Source organism: Tessaracoccus luoxuelianae (assembly GCF_055326245.1).
This window is the reverse complement of the sequence record NZ_JBUZNO010000002.1, coordinates 52,288-68,061: the sequence shown is the minus strand read 5'-3', so window position 1 is coordinate 68,061 and position 15,774 is coordinate 52,288. Positions and strand designations below refer to the sequence as shown.

General features: G+C 69.7%; 17 protein-coding genes. 1 reads left to right on the top strand and 16 read right to left on the bottom strand.

Going from position 1 to position 15,774, the window contains the following annotated elements; genetic code table 11:
• From ACZK39_RS02955 to ACZK39_RS02925, 7 genes are all read right to left on the bottom strand, one after another.
• A complete protein-coding gene (locus ACZK39_RS02955) occupies positions 1 to 2,748 on the bottom strand; it encodes a DEAD/DEAH box helicase (protein ID WP_463612702.1) in 2,748 nt (915 codons plus the stop codon).
• Between the two features lie 211 nt (positions 2,749 to 2,959).
• On the bottom strand, positions 2,960 to 3,874 hold the full coding sequence (locus ACZK39_RS02950; RefSeq protein WP_182799489.1) for a diacylglycerol/lipid kinase family protein: 915 nt from the start codon (positions 3,872 to 3,874) through the stop codon (positions 2,960 to 2,962).
• Positions 3,871 to 4,659, bottom strand: a complete 789-nt coding sequence (gene tatC, locus ACZK39_RS02945) for a twin-arginine translocase subunit TatC (RefSeq protein WP_527252180.1) — start codon at positions 4,657 to 4,659, stop codon at positions 3,871 to 3,873. The genes ACZK39_RS02950 and tatC overlap by 4 nt, the downstream gene beginning before the upstream one ends.
• A gap of 86 nt (positions 4,660 to 4,745) precedes the next feature.
• Complete coding sequence (gene tatA / locus ACZK39_RS02940; RefSeq protein ID WP_463612454.1) at positions 4,746 to 4,964, bottom strand: twin-arginine translocase TatA/TatE family subunit; 219 nt, start codon at positions 4,962 to 4,964, stop codon at positions 4,746 to 4,748.
• 52 nt (positions 4,965 to 5,016) lie between these two features.
• Positions 5,017 to 5,202: a hypothetical protein gene (locus tag ACZK39_RS02935; RefSeq protein WP_182799488.1), complete on the bottom strand. Its 186-nt coding sequence runs from the start codon at positions 5,200 to 5,202 to the stop codon at positions 5,017 to 5,019.
• Positions 5,203 to 5,212: 10 nt separating this feature from the next.
• Positions 5,213 to 6,145: a WYL domain-containing transcriptional regulator gene (locus tag ACZK39_RS02930; RefSeq protein ID WP_463612453.1), complete on the bottom strand. Its 933-nt coding sequence runs from the start codon at positions 6,143 to 6,145 to the stop codon at positions 5,213 to 5,215.
• Entirely contained in the window at positions 6,142 to 7,074 is a 933-nt protein-coding gene (locus tag ACZK39_RS02925) for a helix-turn-helix transcriptional regulator (protein WP_182783925.1), read from the bottom strand. The genes ACZK39_RS02930 and ACZK39_RS02925 overlap by 4 nt, the downstream gene beginning before the upstream one ends.
• A gap of 68 nt (positions 7,075 to 7,142) precedes the next feature.
• Between ACZK39_RS02925 and gluQRS the strand changes: the two genes are divergently transcribed.
• Positions 7,143 to 8,057, top strand: coding sequence for a tRNA glutamyl-Q(34) synthetase GluQRS (gene gluQRS, locus ACZK39_RS02920; protein ID WP_182799486.1), 915 nt, complete (start codon positions 7,143 to 7,145; stop codon positions 8,055 to 8,057).
• Here gluQRS and ACZK39_RS02915 read toward each other — a convergent pair.
• The 9 genes from ACZK39_RS02915 to pyrG form a co-directional block, all read right to left on the bottom strand.
• Complete coding sequence (locus ACZK39_RS02915) at positions 8,041 to 9,042, bottom strand: FKBP-type peptidyl-prolyl cis-trans isomerase (protein WP_182783920.1); 1,002 nt, start codon at positions 9,040 to 9,042, stop codon at positions 8,041 to 8,043. The two genes, gluQRS and ACZK39_RS02915, sit on opposite strands and share 17 nt — an antisense overlap.
• Before the next feature lie 32 nt (positions 9,043 to 9,074).
• Positions 9,075 to 9,812, bottom strand: a complete 738-nt coding sequence (locus ACZK39_RS02910; RefSeq protein WP_463612452.1) for a pseudouridine synthase — start codon at positions 9,810 to 9,812, stop codon at positions 9,075 to 9,077.
• Positions 9,805 to 10,398: an SMC-Scp complex subunit ScpB gene (gene scpB, locus ACZK39_RS02905; protein ID WP_182799484.1), complete on the bottom strand. Its 594-nt coding sequence runs from the start codon at positions 10,396 to 10,398 to the stop codon at positions 9,805 to 9,807. Before scpB ends, ACZK39_RS02910 begins: the two co-directional genes overlap by 8 nt.
• Positions 10,395 to 11,222 (bottom strand): segregation and condensation protein A, encoded by an 828-nt coding sequence (locus ACZK39_RS02900; protein ID WP_463612451.1) that lies wholly within the window; start codon positions 11,220 to 11,222, stop codon positions 10,395 to 10,397. Before ACZK39_RS02900 ends, scpB begins: the two co-directional genes overlap by 4 nt.
• The gene (locus ACZK39_RS02895) at positions 11,219 to 11,566 is read right to left on the bottom strand and encodes a hypothetical protein (RefSeq protein ID WP_182784042.1); all 348 of its coding nucleotides are present in this window, start codon (positions 11,564 to 11,566) and stop codon (positions 11,219 to 11,221) included. The genes ACZK39_RS02900 and ACZK39_RS02895 overlap by 4 nt, the downstream gene beginning before the upstream one ends.
• Entirely contained in the window at positions 11,563 to 12,486 is a 924-nt protein-coding gene (locus tag ACZK39_RS02890; RefSeq protein ID WP_370585788.1) for a ParA family protein, read from the bottom strand. The genes ACZK39_RS02895 and ACZK39_RS02890 overlap by 4 nt, the downstream gene beginning before the upstream one ends.
• A gap of 75 nt (positions 12,487 to 12,561) precedes the next feature.
• Positions 12,562 to 13,476: a site-specific tyrosine recombinase XerD gene (xerD, locus tag ACZK39_RS02885; RefSeq protein WP_463612450.1), complete on the bottom strand. Its 915-nt coding sequence runs from the start codon at positions 13,474 to 13,476 to the stop codon at positions 12,562 to 12,564.
• Positions 13,473 to 14,093 (bottom strand): NUDIX domain-containing protein, encoded by a 621-nt coding sequence (locus ACZK39_RS02880; protein ID WP_255422340.1) that lies wholly within the window; start codon positions 14,091 to 14,093, stop codon positions 13,473 to 13,475. Before ACZK39_RS02880 ends, xerD begins: the two co-directional genes overlap by 4 nt.
• Complete coding sequence (gene pyrG, locus ACZK39_RS02875) at positions 14,083 to 15,735, bottom strand: CTP synthase (protein ID WP_370585786.1); 1,653 nt, start codon at positions 15,733 to 15,735, stop codon at positions 14,083 to 14,085. The genes ACZK39_RS02880 and pyrG overlap by 11 nt, the downstream gene beginning before the upstream one ends.
• Positions 15,736 to 15,774: the final 39 nt, after the last annotated feature.

Sequence of the window (15,774 nt, the reverse complement as noted above, 5' to 3'; positions counted from 1 at the left end):
CTAATCCTCCGTCAGGTCCGCCGCCACCACGCCGCGGCGCATGGCGTCGGCCGCCTCACGGCAGGTGCGCCGGAGATCGCCGGGCCCGGTGGCGGTGGCCAACTGCCCGGCCAGGTCGATCACCTGGCGCACCCAGCGGACGAAGTCTCCCGCTGAGAGGCCGGTGTGCCGGAGCACCTTGGACAGGTCCTGCCCGCTGGCCCACCTCCAGGCCGCCTCTGCGAACCCGATGTCCGGCTCCCGCCCGCGGTCCCGGTGGTGGACCCGCTCCAGCCGTCCCACCTCGAGCCACACGGCGCGCAGCTCGGACTGGGCCCTTTCGGACGCCGCGTCGGGCATCCGGGGCGGCGCCGCGTCGCGCGTGGGGCGCGATTCGTACAGCAGCGTCGAGAGCACGGCCGCGAGCTGCGGTGGGGTGAGGCCGGCGAAGGTGTCGCGGCGGACACACTCGGCGGCCACCAGGTCCAGCTCATTGTAGATCCGTCGCAGCATCCTGCCGGCGTCGGTCAGCTCATCGCCGTCGAGGTAACCCAGCGCCTCGAGCACCGCCGTGACCCTGTCGAACTGGGTGCCCAGCGAGTTCGCGCGGCCGGTCACCTCGGCATCCGTGCGCTCGGCCTCGCGCTCAAGGCGCAGCACCCGGGCCGCCTCCACCGCGTGCTCCTCCCGCTCCGGGCACTGATGGCACGGATGCGCCTTCAGCTCGCCCCTCAGCTGCCTGACCTCCCGGGCCACCGCCTCGTCGCTCGGGAGGGCGGTGTCCGGGATGCTCGGGTCGAGCTGCTCCAGCTTGGCTTCCATCGCGGTCAGCAACGAACGCCTGTCCTTGCGCTCCCGCAGGGAGAAGTCGCGCGGCACCCGGACGCGGCCCACGGGGAGCAGCGGGCCGGGGAGATCGTGCGGCTCCAGCTTGAGGACGGTGTGATCGGCGCTGATCACCTGCACCCACGGGTCCGCGCCCCGATGCGCCCTCTGTCCCACCTTCAGCACCACGGACCATCCTTGCCGCGGCACGTGGACCAGATCGCCTGCGAACAGGGTGGTGATGCTGTCGGCCACCGCCTCGTCGTGCTCGGCTCTCCGAGCCTTCGACGAGGCCGCCTCCAGCCTGGAGATCTGGTCGCGCAGCCGCGCGTAGGTCATGAAGTCGCCCAGGTGACACTGGGCTGCGTCCTGCGCGTCTCGCAGCTCGGCCTGGCGCCGCCTCCCGACGCGTGCCGCGGTCACCACGGACTTGTCGGTCTGGAACTGCGCGAACGACTGGTTGAGCAGGTCCCGGGCACGCTCGCGCCCCAGCGTGGCCATCAGGTTGACGGCCATGTTGTAGGTGGGGGCGAAGCTGGAGCGCAGCGGATAGGTGCGCCGCGAGGCCAGGCCGGCCACGGCGCGGGGGTCCATGCCCGCCTGCCACAGGACCACCGCATGCCCCTCGACGTCGATGCCACGACGCCCCGCGCGGCCGGTCAGCTGCGTGTACTCCCCCGGGGTGATATCCGCGTGGCTCTCGCCGTTGTACTTGACCAGCTTCTCCAGCACGACGGTGCGGGCGGGCATGTTGATGCCCAGCGCAAGCGTCTCCGTCGCGAAGACGATCTTGAGTGCCCCCGTCGCGAAGGCCTCCTCGACGATCGCCTTGAAGGCGGGCAGCTGCCCCGCGTGGTGCGCCGCGACACCCGCCTGCAGCGCGTCCCTGAAGGCCTCGAACTCCAAGGCCTCCAGGTCCTGGGCGCTGAGCCCCGCCACGTGACGGTCCGCGATGCTCCCGAGAAGGGCGGCCTCCCCGCGGCTGGTGAGCCTGATCCCGGCGTCGTGGACCTGCCGCACCGCGGCGTCGCAGCCCACCCGGGAGAAGATGAAGTAGATGGCGGGCAGCAGGGAGCCGCCCTCCAGGGCGATCGCCACCTCGCCGCGGCTCGTGGGACGCCCCGCGAAACGCGGATGGGTGGCGCCGCCGTACTGTCCGGAGCCCTGGCCCTGTCCGGTCTTGCCGCGCCCGCTCCGGCCGCGGGGGCGCCGCGAGTCGTCGCGCACCCGGGATGCCTCGTTCCTGCTCACCTGCAGCAGCTCGCGGTTGACCCTGGCCATCCGCTCGGCGGGCAGTTCCGTGGCGGTGGGGGCCACCCCGTCGAACAGGTCCAGGAGGCGACGTCCCACCAGGACGTGCTGGAAGAGCGGCACGGGGCGGCGTTCGGAGACCACCACGGAGAACTCACCCCGCACGGTGCGCAGCCACTCGCCGAAGTCTTCGACGTTGCTGACGGTGGCCGAGAGGGCCACGATCTGCACCGAGTCCGCCAGACCGAGGATCACCTCCTCCCACACCGGCCCACGGAACCGGTCCGCCAGGTAGTGGACCTCGTCCATCACCACGAAGCCGAGGTTCCCGAGCGTGGGCGAGCCCGCGTAGATCATGTTCCGCAGCACCTCGGTGGTCATCACCACGATCTGCGCCTCGGAGTTGACCGAGATGTCTCCAGTGAGCAGCCCGACCCGTTCCGGGCCGTAGCGGTCAACCAGGTCGTGGTACTTCTGGTTGGAAAGCGCCTTGATGGGGGTGGTGTAGAAGCACTTGCGGGACCTGGTGAGCGCGAGGTGGACGGCGAACTCCCCCACCACGGTCTTACCTGCGCCAGTGGGAGCGGCGACCAGCACCCCGCGGCCGAGCCCAAGCTCGCGGCAGCCGTCGATCTGGTACTCGTCCAGGCCGAACGGATAGAGGGCGGCGAACTCGCGCACCTCGTCTGGCAGGGCGTCAGTGCTCACCCATCAAACCTAGTGTCCTGCGTCAAGAGTTCGTGCGATTTCCGGCGCCCCAGCGGCGCCTCGCGGCGTTCTCCTCGCTCGACGAACGACCAAGTGCTACTTCGCTCGTCGGCCTTGCGACCCATCCGCTGGGACACCGGCACTCATCAACGAACCCCTGACGCAGGACACTAGCAGCGCTTCCTCCCGGCCCGGTTCAGGCGACGATGAGGCGCAGCACCCCTGGATGCGATTCCACCTTGGCGGGCACGTCGCCCATCTCCTCGCCGTCGCCCATGAGGAACAGGTCGTTCCCGTCAACCTCGACGGTGCGCGCCCTCAGGCGCTCCACCACAGGTGAGTTCACGAAGCTGCCGTTGTAGGTGAGCGGGAGCAGGCGCAGCAGCTTCCCGCGTGAGGCCTTGTGGATGATGGTCACGTCCAGCAGCCCATCGGCCGCGTCCGCGTCCGGGGAGATCTGCATCCCGCCGCCGAAAACGCCGGTGTTGCACACGGCCACCAGCATGGCCTCGACCTCGCGGGGCTCGCCGTCGATCACGAGCCGGTAGGTGAGCGGGGAGAAGTGCACCAGCTCACGCAGCGCGATGTAGCCATAGCTGAGGGGGCCCAGGCGGAGACGGATGTCGTTGGTGGCCCGGTTGACGCGCGCGTCGTAGCCGCTGGAGACCACGGCGCCCACGTAGCGGGAGCCGCTGGAGTTGGTGAGCAGGGACAGGTCCATCACGCGCACCTTTCCCCGCACCAGTGCCTCCACTGATTCCTTGATCGAGCCGGGCACACCGGCGCCCCGGGCGAAGTCGTTGCCCGTCCCGGCCGGGATGACGGCCAGGGTGGCGTCGGTGTCTGCGCAGGCGTTGAGACCAAGATGGGCCATGCCGTCTCCGCCCATGACGGCCACCACGTCACCCTCGCGCGCGATCAGCGCGGCAGACCTGGTGAGGTCCCGGGCCTGCTCATAGGACGTCGACGTGACGACGTGCAGCTCTGCGTCGGTGACGCCCTCCTGGAGGCGACGGACCACCTTGGGGAGGGCCCGTCCGGCGCGTCCGCCGCCGGATTGTTGGTTGCAGACGACGGTGACCAGCCGTCGCTTGGCGAGCTCGCGGCTCACTTCCCGTCGTCCAGGTCCACTGCGAACTCGCCGGCCGTCTCCTCGGAGATGCCCCGCCTGCGGTCCCACACCCGGCAGATCATCTCGGCGATCAGGAACATCACCGACAGCGGCACCGCCAGCGCAAGCATGGAGAACGGGTCTGTTGACGGGGTCGCGATGGCGGCGAAGACCACGCTGCCGAACATCACGAACTTCCTGGCCTGCCGCAGCTGGTAGCCGCGCACGACGCCGGCCATGTTGAGCCCCACCAGGATGACGGGGAGCAGGAAGGACAGGCCGAAGACCAGGATGACCTTGAGCTCCATGGCAAGGAAGCTGCTCATCTCGAGCAGGTTGACGATGTCCATGTCCTGGGGCGTGAAGCTGAGGAGCACCGTGATGCCCTTGGGCCACACGAAGTAGCCCAGAGCCGCGCCGCTGAGGAACAGTGGCAGGGCCGCACCGACGAAGCCGAGCGCGTACTTCTTCTCCTTGGATACCAGTCCAGGTGCGACGAAGCTCCACACCTGATAAAGCCACACGGGGCTGGACAGCACGATTCCACCTGCGACACAGGCGATGACCGCGAGCGTGAACGGTGACACCACGCCGTCGTTGACGATCATCGTCTGCGCGTCCGGCCGCAGGCGCTTGAGCTCGTCGACCGCCGAGTAGTACGGGGCCATGATGATGGCGATCAGTTCGGTGTAGAACAGGATGCAGGAGAGGGCGGCAATGGTGATGGCCAGCGCGGAGACGGTCACGCGGTAGCGCAGCTCCCGCAGATGGTCCGTCAGCGACATCGTGCCGCCGGGGCCGCCGTCCGGGGGCCGCAGCCAGGCGAGCCGACGCGGCTTCGTCGCCGGCTCAGTGGGTGCGGCGGACACGATCAGCTCTCGGCGGGGGGCTTGCGATCGATCTCGGGCTGAACGATCTCGGCGTCGACGACCTCATCCGTGGAGGTCTTGGGCTCCTCGACGCTCTTGACCTCTTCCTTGAACTCGCGGATCGAACGGCCGACTCCCTTGCCCAGGCCCGCCAGACGCGAGCCTCCGAACAGCAGCAGGGCAACGGCCAGAATGATGAGCCATTCCATCCCTCCGGGCATGAATGATTCTCCTGTCTGCAGCGGCGCGCCACTGCGAGTGATGGTGTTCAGTCTACTTCAGTGATCTCGAGGGCAGATCGAGCTGTCCGATGAGGACGCCGATCTCCTCGGCGCGCTTCCTGACGACTGCGACCTCGGCCATCACGTCGTCCATCTTGTGCCTCAGCATCACGGCGTACACCGCGACGGCGACGAACCCCAGCACGGCGATGCCGCCCACTACCGCTACCCAGATCACCGGGCCGATGCTACCCGACCGCGTCGGGGTAGAGGGCAAGGGCCTCAACGGCCGCGGCCCTCGCCGCCGCGCTCATCGCGTCGTCCGAGACGGATCGGACCTGGTCGCCGAGGCGCAGGAGCAGCGACACCGCCCACTGGGTCGATGCCACGGGGAAGGTGACCTCGATCCCGTCCGCCGATTCCTGGACCGACGTGGTCGGAAAGTACTCGGTGATCCAGCGGGCGCTCGGGGCCACCGTGATCGTCAGCCGCCTCGCCACGTCGTCGAACCAGGCCGACGGGGGCTCGCCTCGATCGTCCGCCTTGTCGTCGAGCACGTCCACACCCTCGATGCGGTCCAGCCGGAAGGACCTCCAGGCTTCGCGGGGCCTGCTCCACGCGTCGAGGTAGGTGAAGCCTGCGACGAAGTGGAGCCGGGCCGGTTCGACGACGGCCTCCGATGGCCCGGTGCGCCCCGGGGTGCGGTAGGTCAGGCGCACCGCGCGGCGCGCCGCGATGGCGGCGGCCAACTCGGAGCGCCGGCCCGGGTCGGTCGCGGCCACGGCCACCTGGACCCGCTGCCCCTCCCTTCCGACTGCGGCCTCGAGCTTGGCCAGGGCGGAACGGGCGGCGTCCGATTCCCCCGCCACCTCCACCACGAGGCGCAGCGCGGCAAGCAGGCCCGCTGCCTCGACGGGCCGGAGGCGCAGTGGTCGACGGAGGACCTCGGCGTTGCGGAAGTAGACGTGCCCCTCCTCCCGGGCGGCCTCGATGTCGACGTCGAACAGGTCGTCGTAGTAGCCCCCCGGCAGCCCGCAGAACTGCAACACCTCCAGGTCCCTGACCACCTGGGCGGGTGTCGTGCCGAAGACCCGTGCCACCTCCGCCACGGCCACGCCCTGGTGGGCGGACAGGTAGGGCACCATCCGCAGCATCCGCGCAACCTGCTCCTCGGCCCTCACGACGCCATCCTCCTCAGCCGCTCGATGACCTGGCGGCGCAGGTCCGGGGGCGCGAGCACGATCGCATCTGTCCCGGAGGCCGCCACCTCGTCGACGATGGCGCTCTCACTGCTCAGTCGAATCCGGTGGGCGCTGAAACCCGGCGGCAGTTCGGCAGGCCACTCGACCGGCTCGATCGCCTGCCAGGCGTGCGCGGCGTCATTCCGGAGGCCGATCACCGCGGTCACCTCAAAGGTGGGTTCGAGGCGGGCCGCCCTGTCGTCGACGTCGTCGGGCACGACGAAGGAGCCGGGTTTCCCCGTGCGGCCGGCCGGGGCCGTCATCCGGCCCAGCTTGAAGAAGCGGTCAGCCTGCCGATCCGGGTCCAAGCCGAAGACGTACCACTGTCCGCGCCGCTGGATCAGCTTCCAGGGTTGGAGCCGCCGCGGCGCCCCGCCGTACCCGAAGCTCACCTCGGTACGGGTGAGGACCGCCTCGTAGACCTCGTCGAAGTTGGGGTCGCGGACCGCCACGCGCGGCGCCACAGTGGGGACCAGAGCCGGGTCCGGGGCCGCCCCGCCGGCCTGGAGGGTCTCGAACGCCTGCGCGGTGTGCTCCGCGGCGACGGAGTCCTGCCAGACCTGCCCCGCCACCCCCAGGGACGCCAGTTCCTCCGGGGTGAACGTCAGCGGGGGGAGCTCGAACTCGCTGCGGATGATCCGGTAGCCGCTCTCCTCGTCGGAGTCGGGGTTGTTCGAGCCCGTCTCGATGGGCACGCCCAATCCGCGCAGGTCCTCCTTGTCGCGTTCGAACTGGCGCTCGAAGCCCACCACCGTCCCGCCGCGGTAGCCCTCCACCATGTGACGCAACTCGCGTTTGGTCAGGTAACGGCGGGTGCTGAGCAGCGCGATGAGCAGGTTCAGCAACCGCTCGGATTTCCTCGCCGACATGACACCTCCGCCACCCAGGCTATCTGCACCGGGGTCTCGGAGGCGTCAACCCGCCTAGGGGTGGCAGCATGGACGACGTGCCCCACGTCGACCGCTACGCGCCCAGCCCCACCTCGGACCTGCACGTCGGCAACCTGCGCACAGCTCTGGCTGGATGGCTGCTGGCCCGTCACGCGGGCGGGTCATGGCTGATGCGGATCGAGGACCTCGACGCACAGCGGGTGCGGGCCGCCGACGGCGTGGAGGCCCGGCAGCTTGCCGACCTCCGTGTCCTGGGGCTCACCTGGGACGGAGAGGTGCTCCGCCAGTCGGAGCGCCTGGACCTGTACCGGGACGCGGTGGCGTCGCTGCCCACCTACGAGTGCTACTGCACTCGCCGCGAGATCGCGGAGGCGTCCTCGGCGCCGCACGGGGCCCATCGACCATATCCCGGCACCTGCAGGGGGCTCACCGCCGCTGAGCGGGCCGAGCGCAGGAGAGCCCGCCCGCCTGCCATCCGGGTGGACTCGCGCGGGGAGAGCTACACCGTCGAGGACGCCACGGCCGGATCTGTCACCGGCCTGGTCGACGACTTCGTCCTGGTCCGCAACGACGGGCAGTTCGCGTACAACCTCGCCTCGGTGGTCGACGACATCGGCTCTGCCGTCACGCACATCACCCGCGGCGAGGACCTGCTGGCGTCCGCGCCACGTCAGGCCTGGCTCACCGAACGCCTGGGTGCGCGCCCCGCACGGTACGCGCACGTGGGGTTGGTGACCAACGAGCAGGGCCGCCGTCTCGCCAAACGCGACGGTGCGGTGTCGTTGGCAGACCTGGGAGACCACACCCCGGCCGACGTGATGGCCCTTCTGTGCACATCGCTGGGGCTGGACGGCTGCCGCACGGCGCAGGAAGCGCTGGCCGCCATGCCAGGCGACCAGCGCTTCTTCTCGTCCGCTGTGTGGGGAGGCGGGATGCTCCGCCCGCTCAGCCCTGCACGTTGAGGATGTCGATCACGTAGACCAGCGTCTGAGCGGGTGCGAGTGTGGGCGTCGCCTGCGGCAGTCCGTCCGGGTAGGCCATGGCCGGGGGCACCACCAGCATGACGCGGGAGCCGCCGGTCTGACCCAGCAGGCCCTCGGTCCAGCCGGGGATCAGATTGGCCAGGGGGCCCTCCTGTGGCTGCCAGGCATCCTGCCAGAGCTGTCCGTCCGCGTAGGTCCAGGCGCGGTAGCGCACCTGGATGGTGGAGGCCTCGGTAATGGCCGCCCCGGGACCCTTGATCAGGGGCGCGACGGTCAGCTCAGCCGGGGCCGCGACCCCGTCCACCACTGTCAGCTCCGGCTTGCCGTCGGTCATGGTGACGGTGGGCAGACCAGCGGCCGGGGTGACAGCCTCGCCGGTGGCGTCGTCGAAGTTGGCCGAGAGGATGTCCACGACGAAGACGATCGAATCACCGGCGGAGATGCTGCCGTCCTGGGTGCCGTCGGGGTAGCCGTCCTCGCTGGGCATCGCGATGAGCACTCGCGAACCCACCGCCTGTCCCTCGAGTCCCTTCTGGAAGCCCGCCACGACCCCCTCGAGGGAGAAGGTGGCGGCCTCGCCGCGCTCGTAGGAGCTGTCGAAGACCTCACCCGTGGTGCCGTTGACGCCCACATAGTTCAGCGTGACCACCGAGCTGGCGGACAGCTTCTGCGCGCCGCCCTCCCGCAGTACCTGCGACTGGGTGGAGGAGATGCCCCACGGGGCCGGCACGGTGATCTCCGGGACGTCCCCGTCGCTGACCTCGATCAGGCTGAGATCAGCCGACGGGCTCACCGACACGGCCGGGCTGGCGCTTGCGCTCGGAGAAGCGCTTGCGGAAGCCACCGACGGCGAAGCCGAGGGCGAGTCTGTGCCCTCCGGGCTGGTGCAGGCGGTGAGGGCGATCAGGGACGCCGTGGCCGTGGCCAGGACGGCGCGGCGCAGCGTGCGGGCGGAGAATGTCACGCCGGAATGTTAACCCAGCGCCCCAAACCTGTTCACATCCCCACCAGGTCGAGCAGCGCCCCCAGCTCCTCGCGGGTGACGTCGCGGGTCTCCCCCGGGCGCAGGTTGCCGAGCCTAATCGGGCCGATCTCGGTGCGTGAGAGCCTGTCGACCGGGTGGCCGACGGTGTCCATCATGCGGCGGACGATGCGGTTGCGGCCCTCGTGCAACGTGATGGCCAGGAGGGTGCGGTCCTGGCCACGGGAGATGAGTTTGACCTTGTCCGGGCGGACCGGGCCGTCCTCGAGGGTGACGCCCTTCTCGAGGCGCCGGATGATCCTGTTGTCCATCACGCCCGCGGCCTGCACCGTGTAGGTCTTGGGGACCTGGTAGCTCGGGTGGGCCAGGCGGTGCGCGAAGTCGCCGTCGTTGGTGAGGACGATCAGCCCTTCGGTGTCGGTGTCGAGGCGGCCCACGTGGAACAGCCGTTCCTTGGTGGCCGGCAGGTAGTCGCTCAGCGTGGGGCGACCTTCGGGGTCCTCCAGCGTGGAGACCACGCCTCTGGGCTTGTTCAGGACGAGGTAGAGGTGCCTGCGGGGCGGGGGGATCCGGGAGCCGTCGACGCGGATCTGGTCTGTTTCCGGGTTGACCCGACGGCCCTGTTCGGTGACCACCTTGCCGTTGACTTCGACGCGGCCCTCGTCGATGAGAATCTCACTGGCGCGGCGCGACGCGATTCCCGCCGCCGCCAGCACCTTCTGCAACCGCGTGCCCTCGGTCTCCTCAGCCATCGCTGCCCTCGCTCTCAGGCCCGGCCCCGGCGGCCTCAACGGCGGCCAGCTGACCAAGCTCAGCCTCCAAGGCTACGGCGTCCGGCAGCAGCGGCGCCAAGTCGGGCAGTTCTTTCAGCGAGTTGAGCCCCAACTTCTGCAGGAACAGCGGCGTGGTAGCGAAGGTCATGGCTCCGGTCAGGTGGTCCTCGCCCGACTCGCGGATGAGGCCGCGCACGAGCAGCGTCTTCACGACGCCGTCGACGTTGACGCCCCGCACAGCCGAGATCCGACCCCTGGAGACGGGCTGCAGATAGGCGATGACCGACAGCGTCTCCAGCGCGGCCTGCGTGAGGCGCGCCCGCTGATCCGAGACCAGCCATGCCTCCAGCACATCGGAGAGGTCCTCCCTGGTGGCGAACCGCCAGCCCCCGGCGACGGCACGCAGCTGGATCCCGCGACCGTGCAGCTCGTAGAACCGCGCGATGGCCTCCAACTCGCCCTGCACCTCCGCCGACGGCGCCTCCAGCGCGGCTGCCAACTCGTCGGCCGGCACCGGTTCGGTGGCCATCAGCAGCATGGCCTCCAGCGCGGCTGCGATACTCATGCGTCCTCCAGTTCGGGTTGTGGACCGTAGTCGTCGGTGACCTCGACGGCGGCCTGATCGCCGGCTGTCCACCGGACGGTCAGTTCGCCCAGCGGCGACATCTGGTCCAGGGACACCTGCTGGGCCCGGAACAGCTCGAGGATCGCCAGGAAGCGGACCACGACGGTGAGTCGGTCGCAGCCGCCGACGAGCGCCCGGAACGAGGCGGAACCGTCGCGGCGGAGCCGGTCGGCGAGGAGGTTGGCCTGCTCGGCCAGGCTCACCGTGGAGCCGTGGAGGTGGGCCAGCTCCACCACGGGCTCTGGCCTGGGCGCCATGGCCGCCGCGGCCAGCCGTGCCACGTCGGCGGGGCTGAGGCCCAGCTCAACCTCGGGCATCACGCCGCGGAACTTGTCTTCGAGGCCTCCCGGGCGCCAGTGGATGGAGTCGGCGGCCGTCATGGTTTCGGCCAGCCACGTCGCGATCTGTTTGAACGCCCGATACTGCAGGAGCCGGGCGAACAGGAGGTCCCGGGCCTCGAGCGCCGCGTAGTCCTCCGGGTCGGTCACCTCGCCGCCGGGCAGGAGCCGAGCCGCCTTGAGGTCCAACAGCGTCGAGGCCACGACGAGGAATGCGCTGGTCTTCTCCAGGTCCCACACTGCGCCCCCCAGCTTCACGTGGGAGATGAACTCGTCGGTCACCTGTGACAGCGCCACCTCGGTGACGTCCAGCTCACGGCGCGAGATCAGGTGCAGGAGCAGGTCGAAGGGCCCTTCGAAGTTCCTCAGGTGCACCTCGAAGCCGTCCACCCCATCGTGGCGCTCCATCGCAGTGGCGCGGCTCACTGCTGTGTGAGCTCGCTCACCAGGAAGCTGTCGCCGCCGTTGGCAGTCAGGTCCGCGATGGCCCGCGAGACCGCCAGCCTGACGATCCGCCCCCGGTCCACCCGGATACCGTGCTCGCGGCGTAGCTGCCCGTTGGCATCCTCCAGGGCGATGAGTTCATCATCGCTGAAGTAAACCGTGATCTTCTGCGAGTGCCGGACCCGTCCAGTGGCACGGGGCGTGGCCTCGCCGTCGTCCCGGGCCTCAGGCTCGGCAGCGGCGTTCTGCTGCGTCTCCGCCTGCACTGGCTCGCGGGTGGGTCGGAACAGCTCGGATGCTCCGGGCAGTGAGGCGCGTCGCTTCACTGGTCCTGGCATCGCAGCAGCACCTCCCGGGCGAGTTGGCGGTAGGCTTCCGCTCCCGGCGAGGCCGTCGCATAGGTGGTGATGGGCTCTCCCGCGACGGTGGTCTCGGGGAACTTGATGGTGCGGCGGATGACCGTGTGGAACACCTCGTCGCCGAACGCCTGCACCACGCGCTCCAGCACCTCGCGACCATGCAGCGTGCGGGCGTCGTACATCGTGCCGAGGATGCCGAGCAGCTGGAGGTCTGGGTTCAGCCGATCCTGCACCTTGGAGATGGTGTCGGTGAGCAGGGCGATGCCGCGCAGCGCGAAGAACTCACACTCCAGCGGCATGATCACGTAGTCGCTGGCCGTGAGCGCGTTGATGGTGAGCAGCCCCAGGCTGGGCGCGCAGTCGATCAGGATGAAGTCGTAGTGGGGGCGCAATTTGGACAGCACGCGCAGCAGGGTCTGCTCGCGGGCCACCTCGCTGACGAGCTGCACCTCGGCCGCAGACAGGTCGATGTTGCTGGGGAGCACATCGAGGCCCTCGACGCTGGTCTGGGTGATCACGTCCATCGCGTCGATGCCCCGGGTGAGCAGCAGGTTGTAGATCGACAGATTGAGGGTGTGGGGGTTCACGCCGAGCCCGACCGACAGCGACCCCTGCGGATCGAAGTCCACCAGGAGCACCGAGCGGCCGAGCTCCGCCAGCGCCGCGCCCAGGTTGATGGTGGTGGTGGTCTTCCCCACGCCGCCCTTCTGGTTGCACATCGACACGATGGTGGCGTGCTTGCGTCCCGGCGCCACCGGCAGTGGCTCAGGAAACACGGGAAGGGGGCGCCCGGTGGGTCCCATGGTCCCCGAATCCACCAGCGTTGAAGGCCCGGGCGCGTCCGGGACGTTGAATGTGGGCGCCTCGAACAGCCCGTCTTCAGCCACCTGTCGGCCTCCTCGTCTCAGTGTCCGATTCAGCCTAGTATGCCGTGCCCTGCATCCCTGACGTGGGTCGCACCGTCAGCGGGCCCGCGGATGCGCTGCGGCATGTACCTCGCGGAGGTGCTCGATGGTGACCAGGGTGTAGATCTGGGTCGTCGCCACCGAGGCGTGGCCCAACAACTCCTGCACCACGCGCAGGTCCGCCCCGCCGTCGAGCAGGTGGGTGGCGAAGGAGTGCCTGAGGGAGTGCGGCGAGACATCCACTGCGATCCCGGCCGCCGCGGCCGCGCGCTGAAGGACGGCCCAGGCCGATTGGCGGCTGAGCCGCTTCCCCTGCTGGTTCAGCAGCAGCGCAGGGTCGTGTCGTGACGCCGCACCCGCGAGGACCGGCCGTGACCTCACCAGGTACGCGTCAAGTGCCTGAGCCGCGTAGGACCCGAGGGGGACGGCCCGCTCCTTGCTGCCCTTGCCGCGCAGCCGCAGCCCGGCGTCCGGGGCAGCGAGGGCGGCCGTCGCCTCGTCGACGTCCATTCCGCATACTTCGGAGACGCGGGCGCCCGTGCCGTAGAGGAGCTCCAGAAGCGCCGCGTCCCGGAGTCCGACCACCTCCGACCGGTCCGGTGCGTCGAGGATCCGCGTCACCTCGTCGACGCTGAGTGCCTTGGGGAGGCGCTGCTCGAGCTTGGGCGGGGAGATATCGGCGGCGGGGTTCGTCTCCGCCATCCCCTCGTCAGCCGCGAACTGGTGCAGGGTGCGGATGCTGGCCACATGCCTCGCCACGGACGACCTGGCCTGCACGGCGCTGAGCTCCCGGACATAGGCGCTCACCTCGACGGGGGTGACCTCGCCGATGGCCTCGATGCCACGCCCCGCCAGGAAGGCGGCGTAGCCGGTCAGGTCGCGGCGATAGGCGGCGATCGTGTTGGCCGCCAGTCCCCGCTCCACCCGCGCGTGGTTGAGGTAATCGGCCACCGCGTCGGTGACGCTGCTCACTCCCGGATCGGCCACGGGGCGCTGGGGGCCCGCAGCCGGTCCACCGATCCGGTCAGGCGCGCCACCTCGAGGGCCAAGACGCCGGCGACCAGCGTGGGGCTCTGACAGCGGCCCCCCATCACCGCGGCGACCAGCTCGGCGCGCGGCACCCACTCCCATGTCATGTGCGCCTCCTCGCCCTCCAGGACGAAGCCGACGGGGCGCTCCGCCGGGGCAAGGTCGCGGGCGAGGAAGATCCTCAGCGACTCCTCACAGGCGCCCGGCGTGGTGCACATGTCCACCAGGACGTCCCATCGCGACGCCTGAAGCTCCGCCTCCTCGGCGAGCTCGCGCTGGGCCGCAACCACCCACTCCTCCCCGTCGAGGTCGAGGAGCCCGGCGGGGATCTCCACCAGCTCCATCCGTACCGGGTGCCGGTACTGGCGCAGGACCGCGATGTCGTCGCTGTCCTGCCTCCATGCCACCACGGCCACCGCCCCGGGGTGGGTGAGGTACTGCCTGTCCATCACCTCGCCCGACGGCGTGGTCACCTGTTCGTCGACGAACGCGGACACCCGCCCCTCGCCCAGGACGGTGCGGGACCGGACCGGCCAGCTCATCGGCTCGTCAGTTCGCATCGGCGCTGGACTCCCGTCGGGCGAGGGCGGCCTCGATGAGCCCGACGAAGAGGGGGTGTGGCCGGGTGGGCCTGGATTTCAGTTCGGGGTGGGCCTGCGTGCCCACGTAGTAGGGATGGACCGCCTTCGGGAGCTCGACGAACTCGACGAGCCGCCCGTCCGGGGAGGTGCCGGAGATGACGAGCCCCGCCTCCTCCAGCTGACCGCGGTAGGCGTTGTTGACCTCGTAGCGGTGACGGTGCCGCTCCGTCACCCGCAGCGCGCCGTACGCCGACGCCACCACGCTGCCCTCGACGAGGACGGCCGGATAGGAGCCGAGCCGCATGGTGCCGCCGAGGTCTCCCCCGCCGTCGACGATGCTGACCTGCTCGGCCATCGTGGCGATCACGGGGTGGTGGGTGTGGGGGTCGAACTCGCTGGAGGCCGCGTCACCGATGCCGGCGAGGCTACGGGCGGCCTCGATCACCATGCACTGGAGCCCGAGACACAGGCCGAGGGTGGGGATGCGGTGCTCACGGGCGTAGGTGAGCGCACCCAGCTTCCCCTCCACGCCGCGGATGCCGAATCCGCCCGGCACGCAGATGGCGTCGACATCGGAGAGCCGGCTCGCCGCCCCCTCGGGGGAGTCGCATTCATCGGAGGCGACCCACCGGATCTTCACGCTGGCCCAGTGGGCGAATCCGGCGGCCCGCAGCGCCTCGGACACCGACAGGTACGCGTCCGGCAGGTCGATGTACTTCCCGACGAGGGCCACCGTGAGCGCGTGCCGGGGATGCTCGACGCGCTCGAGAAGGTTGTTCCACGGCTTCCATTTCACATCCCGGAAGCTGAGGTTAAGGCGGCGGACCACATACGCGTCGAGGCCCTCGTCGTGGATGACCCTGGGGATGGCATAGATGCTGGGCGCATCAGGGCAGCTGACCACCGCCTCCTCGTCGACGTCGCACATGAGGGCGATCTTCCGCTTGAGCGGCTGCGAGATCTCCAGCTCCGAGCGGCACACGATGGCGTCGGGCTGGATGCCCACCTGGCGGAGCGCTGCGACCGAGTGCTGGGTGGGCTTTGTCTTCATCTCCCCCGAGGGCTTGATGTAGGGAACCAGGGAGACGTGCAGGAAGAACACGTTGCCGCGGCCGATCTCGTGACGGACCTGCCGGGCGGCCTCCAGGAAGGGCAGCGATTCGATGTCGCCGACGGTGCCACCGATTTCGTGGATCACGACGTCGACGCCCTCGGCCTCCATGGCCATCATGCGGTCGCGGATCTCGCCGGTGATGTGCGGGATGACCTGCACGGTGTCGCCCAGGTAGTCGCCGCGCCGCTCCTTCGCGATGACGGTCGAGTAGACCTTGCCGGTGGTCACGTTGGCATCGCCGGTGAGGTTGACGTCCAGGAACCGCTCGTAGTGGCCGATGTCCAGGTCCGTCTCGGCGCCGTCTTCAGTGACGAACACCTCGCCGTGCTGGAACGGGTTCATGGTCCCCGGGTCGACGTTGAGGTAGGGATCCAGCTTCTGCATCGTCACGCGGAGCCCACGTGCGACCAGGAGGTTGCCGAGGCTGGAGGCCGTGAGCCCCTTGCCGAGCGACGACACCACTCCGCCGGTCACAAAAATATGCTTGGTGATCTTCGAGTTCTCCACGGAACTTCAGCCTATGGGGTTGAGGGCGCCGAAGTACAG

Coding starts and splice junctions, on each gene's coding strand:
- ACZK39_RS02910 (WP_463612452.1), bottom strand. CDS start 9,812: ATGGCTGAGGAGACCGAGGGCACGCGGTTGCAGAAGGTGCTGGCGGCG.
- ACZK39_RS02925 (WP_182783925.1), bottom strand. CDS start 7,074: ATGTCGGCGAGGAAATCCGAGCGGTTGCTGAACCTGCTCATCGCGCTG.
- scpB (WP_182799484.1), bottom strand. CDS start 10,398: ATGAGTATCGCAGCCGCGCTGGAGGCCATGCTGCTGATGGCCACCGAA.
- tatA (WP_463612454.1), bottom strand. CDS start 4,964: ATGCCCGGAGGGATGGAATGGCTCATCATTCTGGCCGTTGCCCTGCTG.
- ACZK39_RS02880 (WP_255422340.1), bottom strand. CDS start 14,093: ATGCGAACTGACGAGCCGATGAGCTGGCCGGTCCGGTCCCGCACCGTC.
- gluQRS (WP_182799486.1), top strand. CDS start 7,143: ATGGACGACGTGCCCCACGTCGACCGCTACGCGCCCAGCCCCACCTCG.
- tatC (WP_527252180.1), bottom strand. CDS start 4,659: ATGTCGCTGACGGACCATCTGCGGGAGCTGCGCTACCGCGTGACCGTC.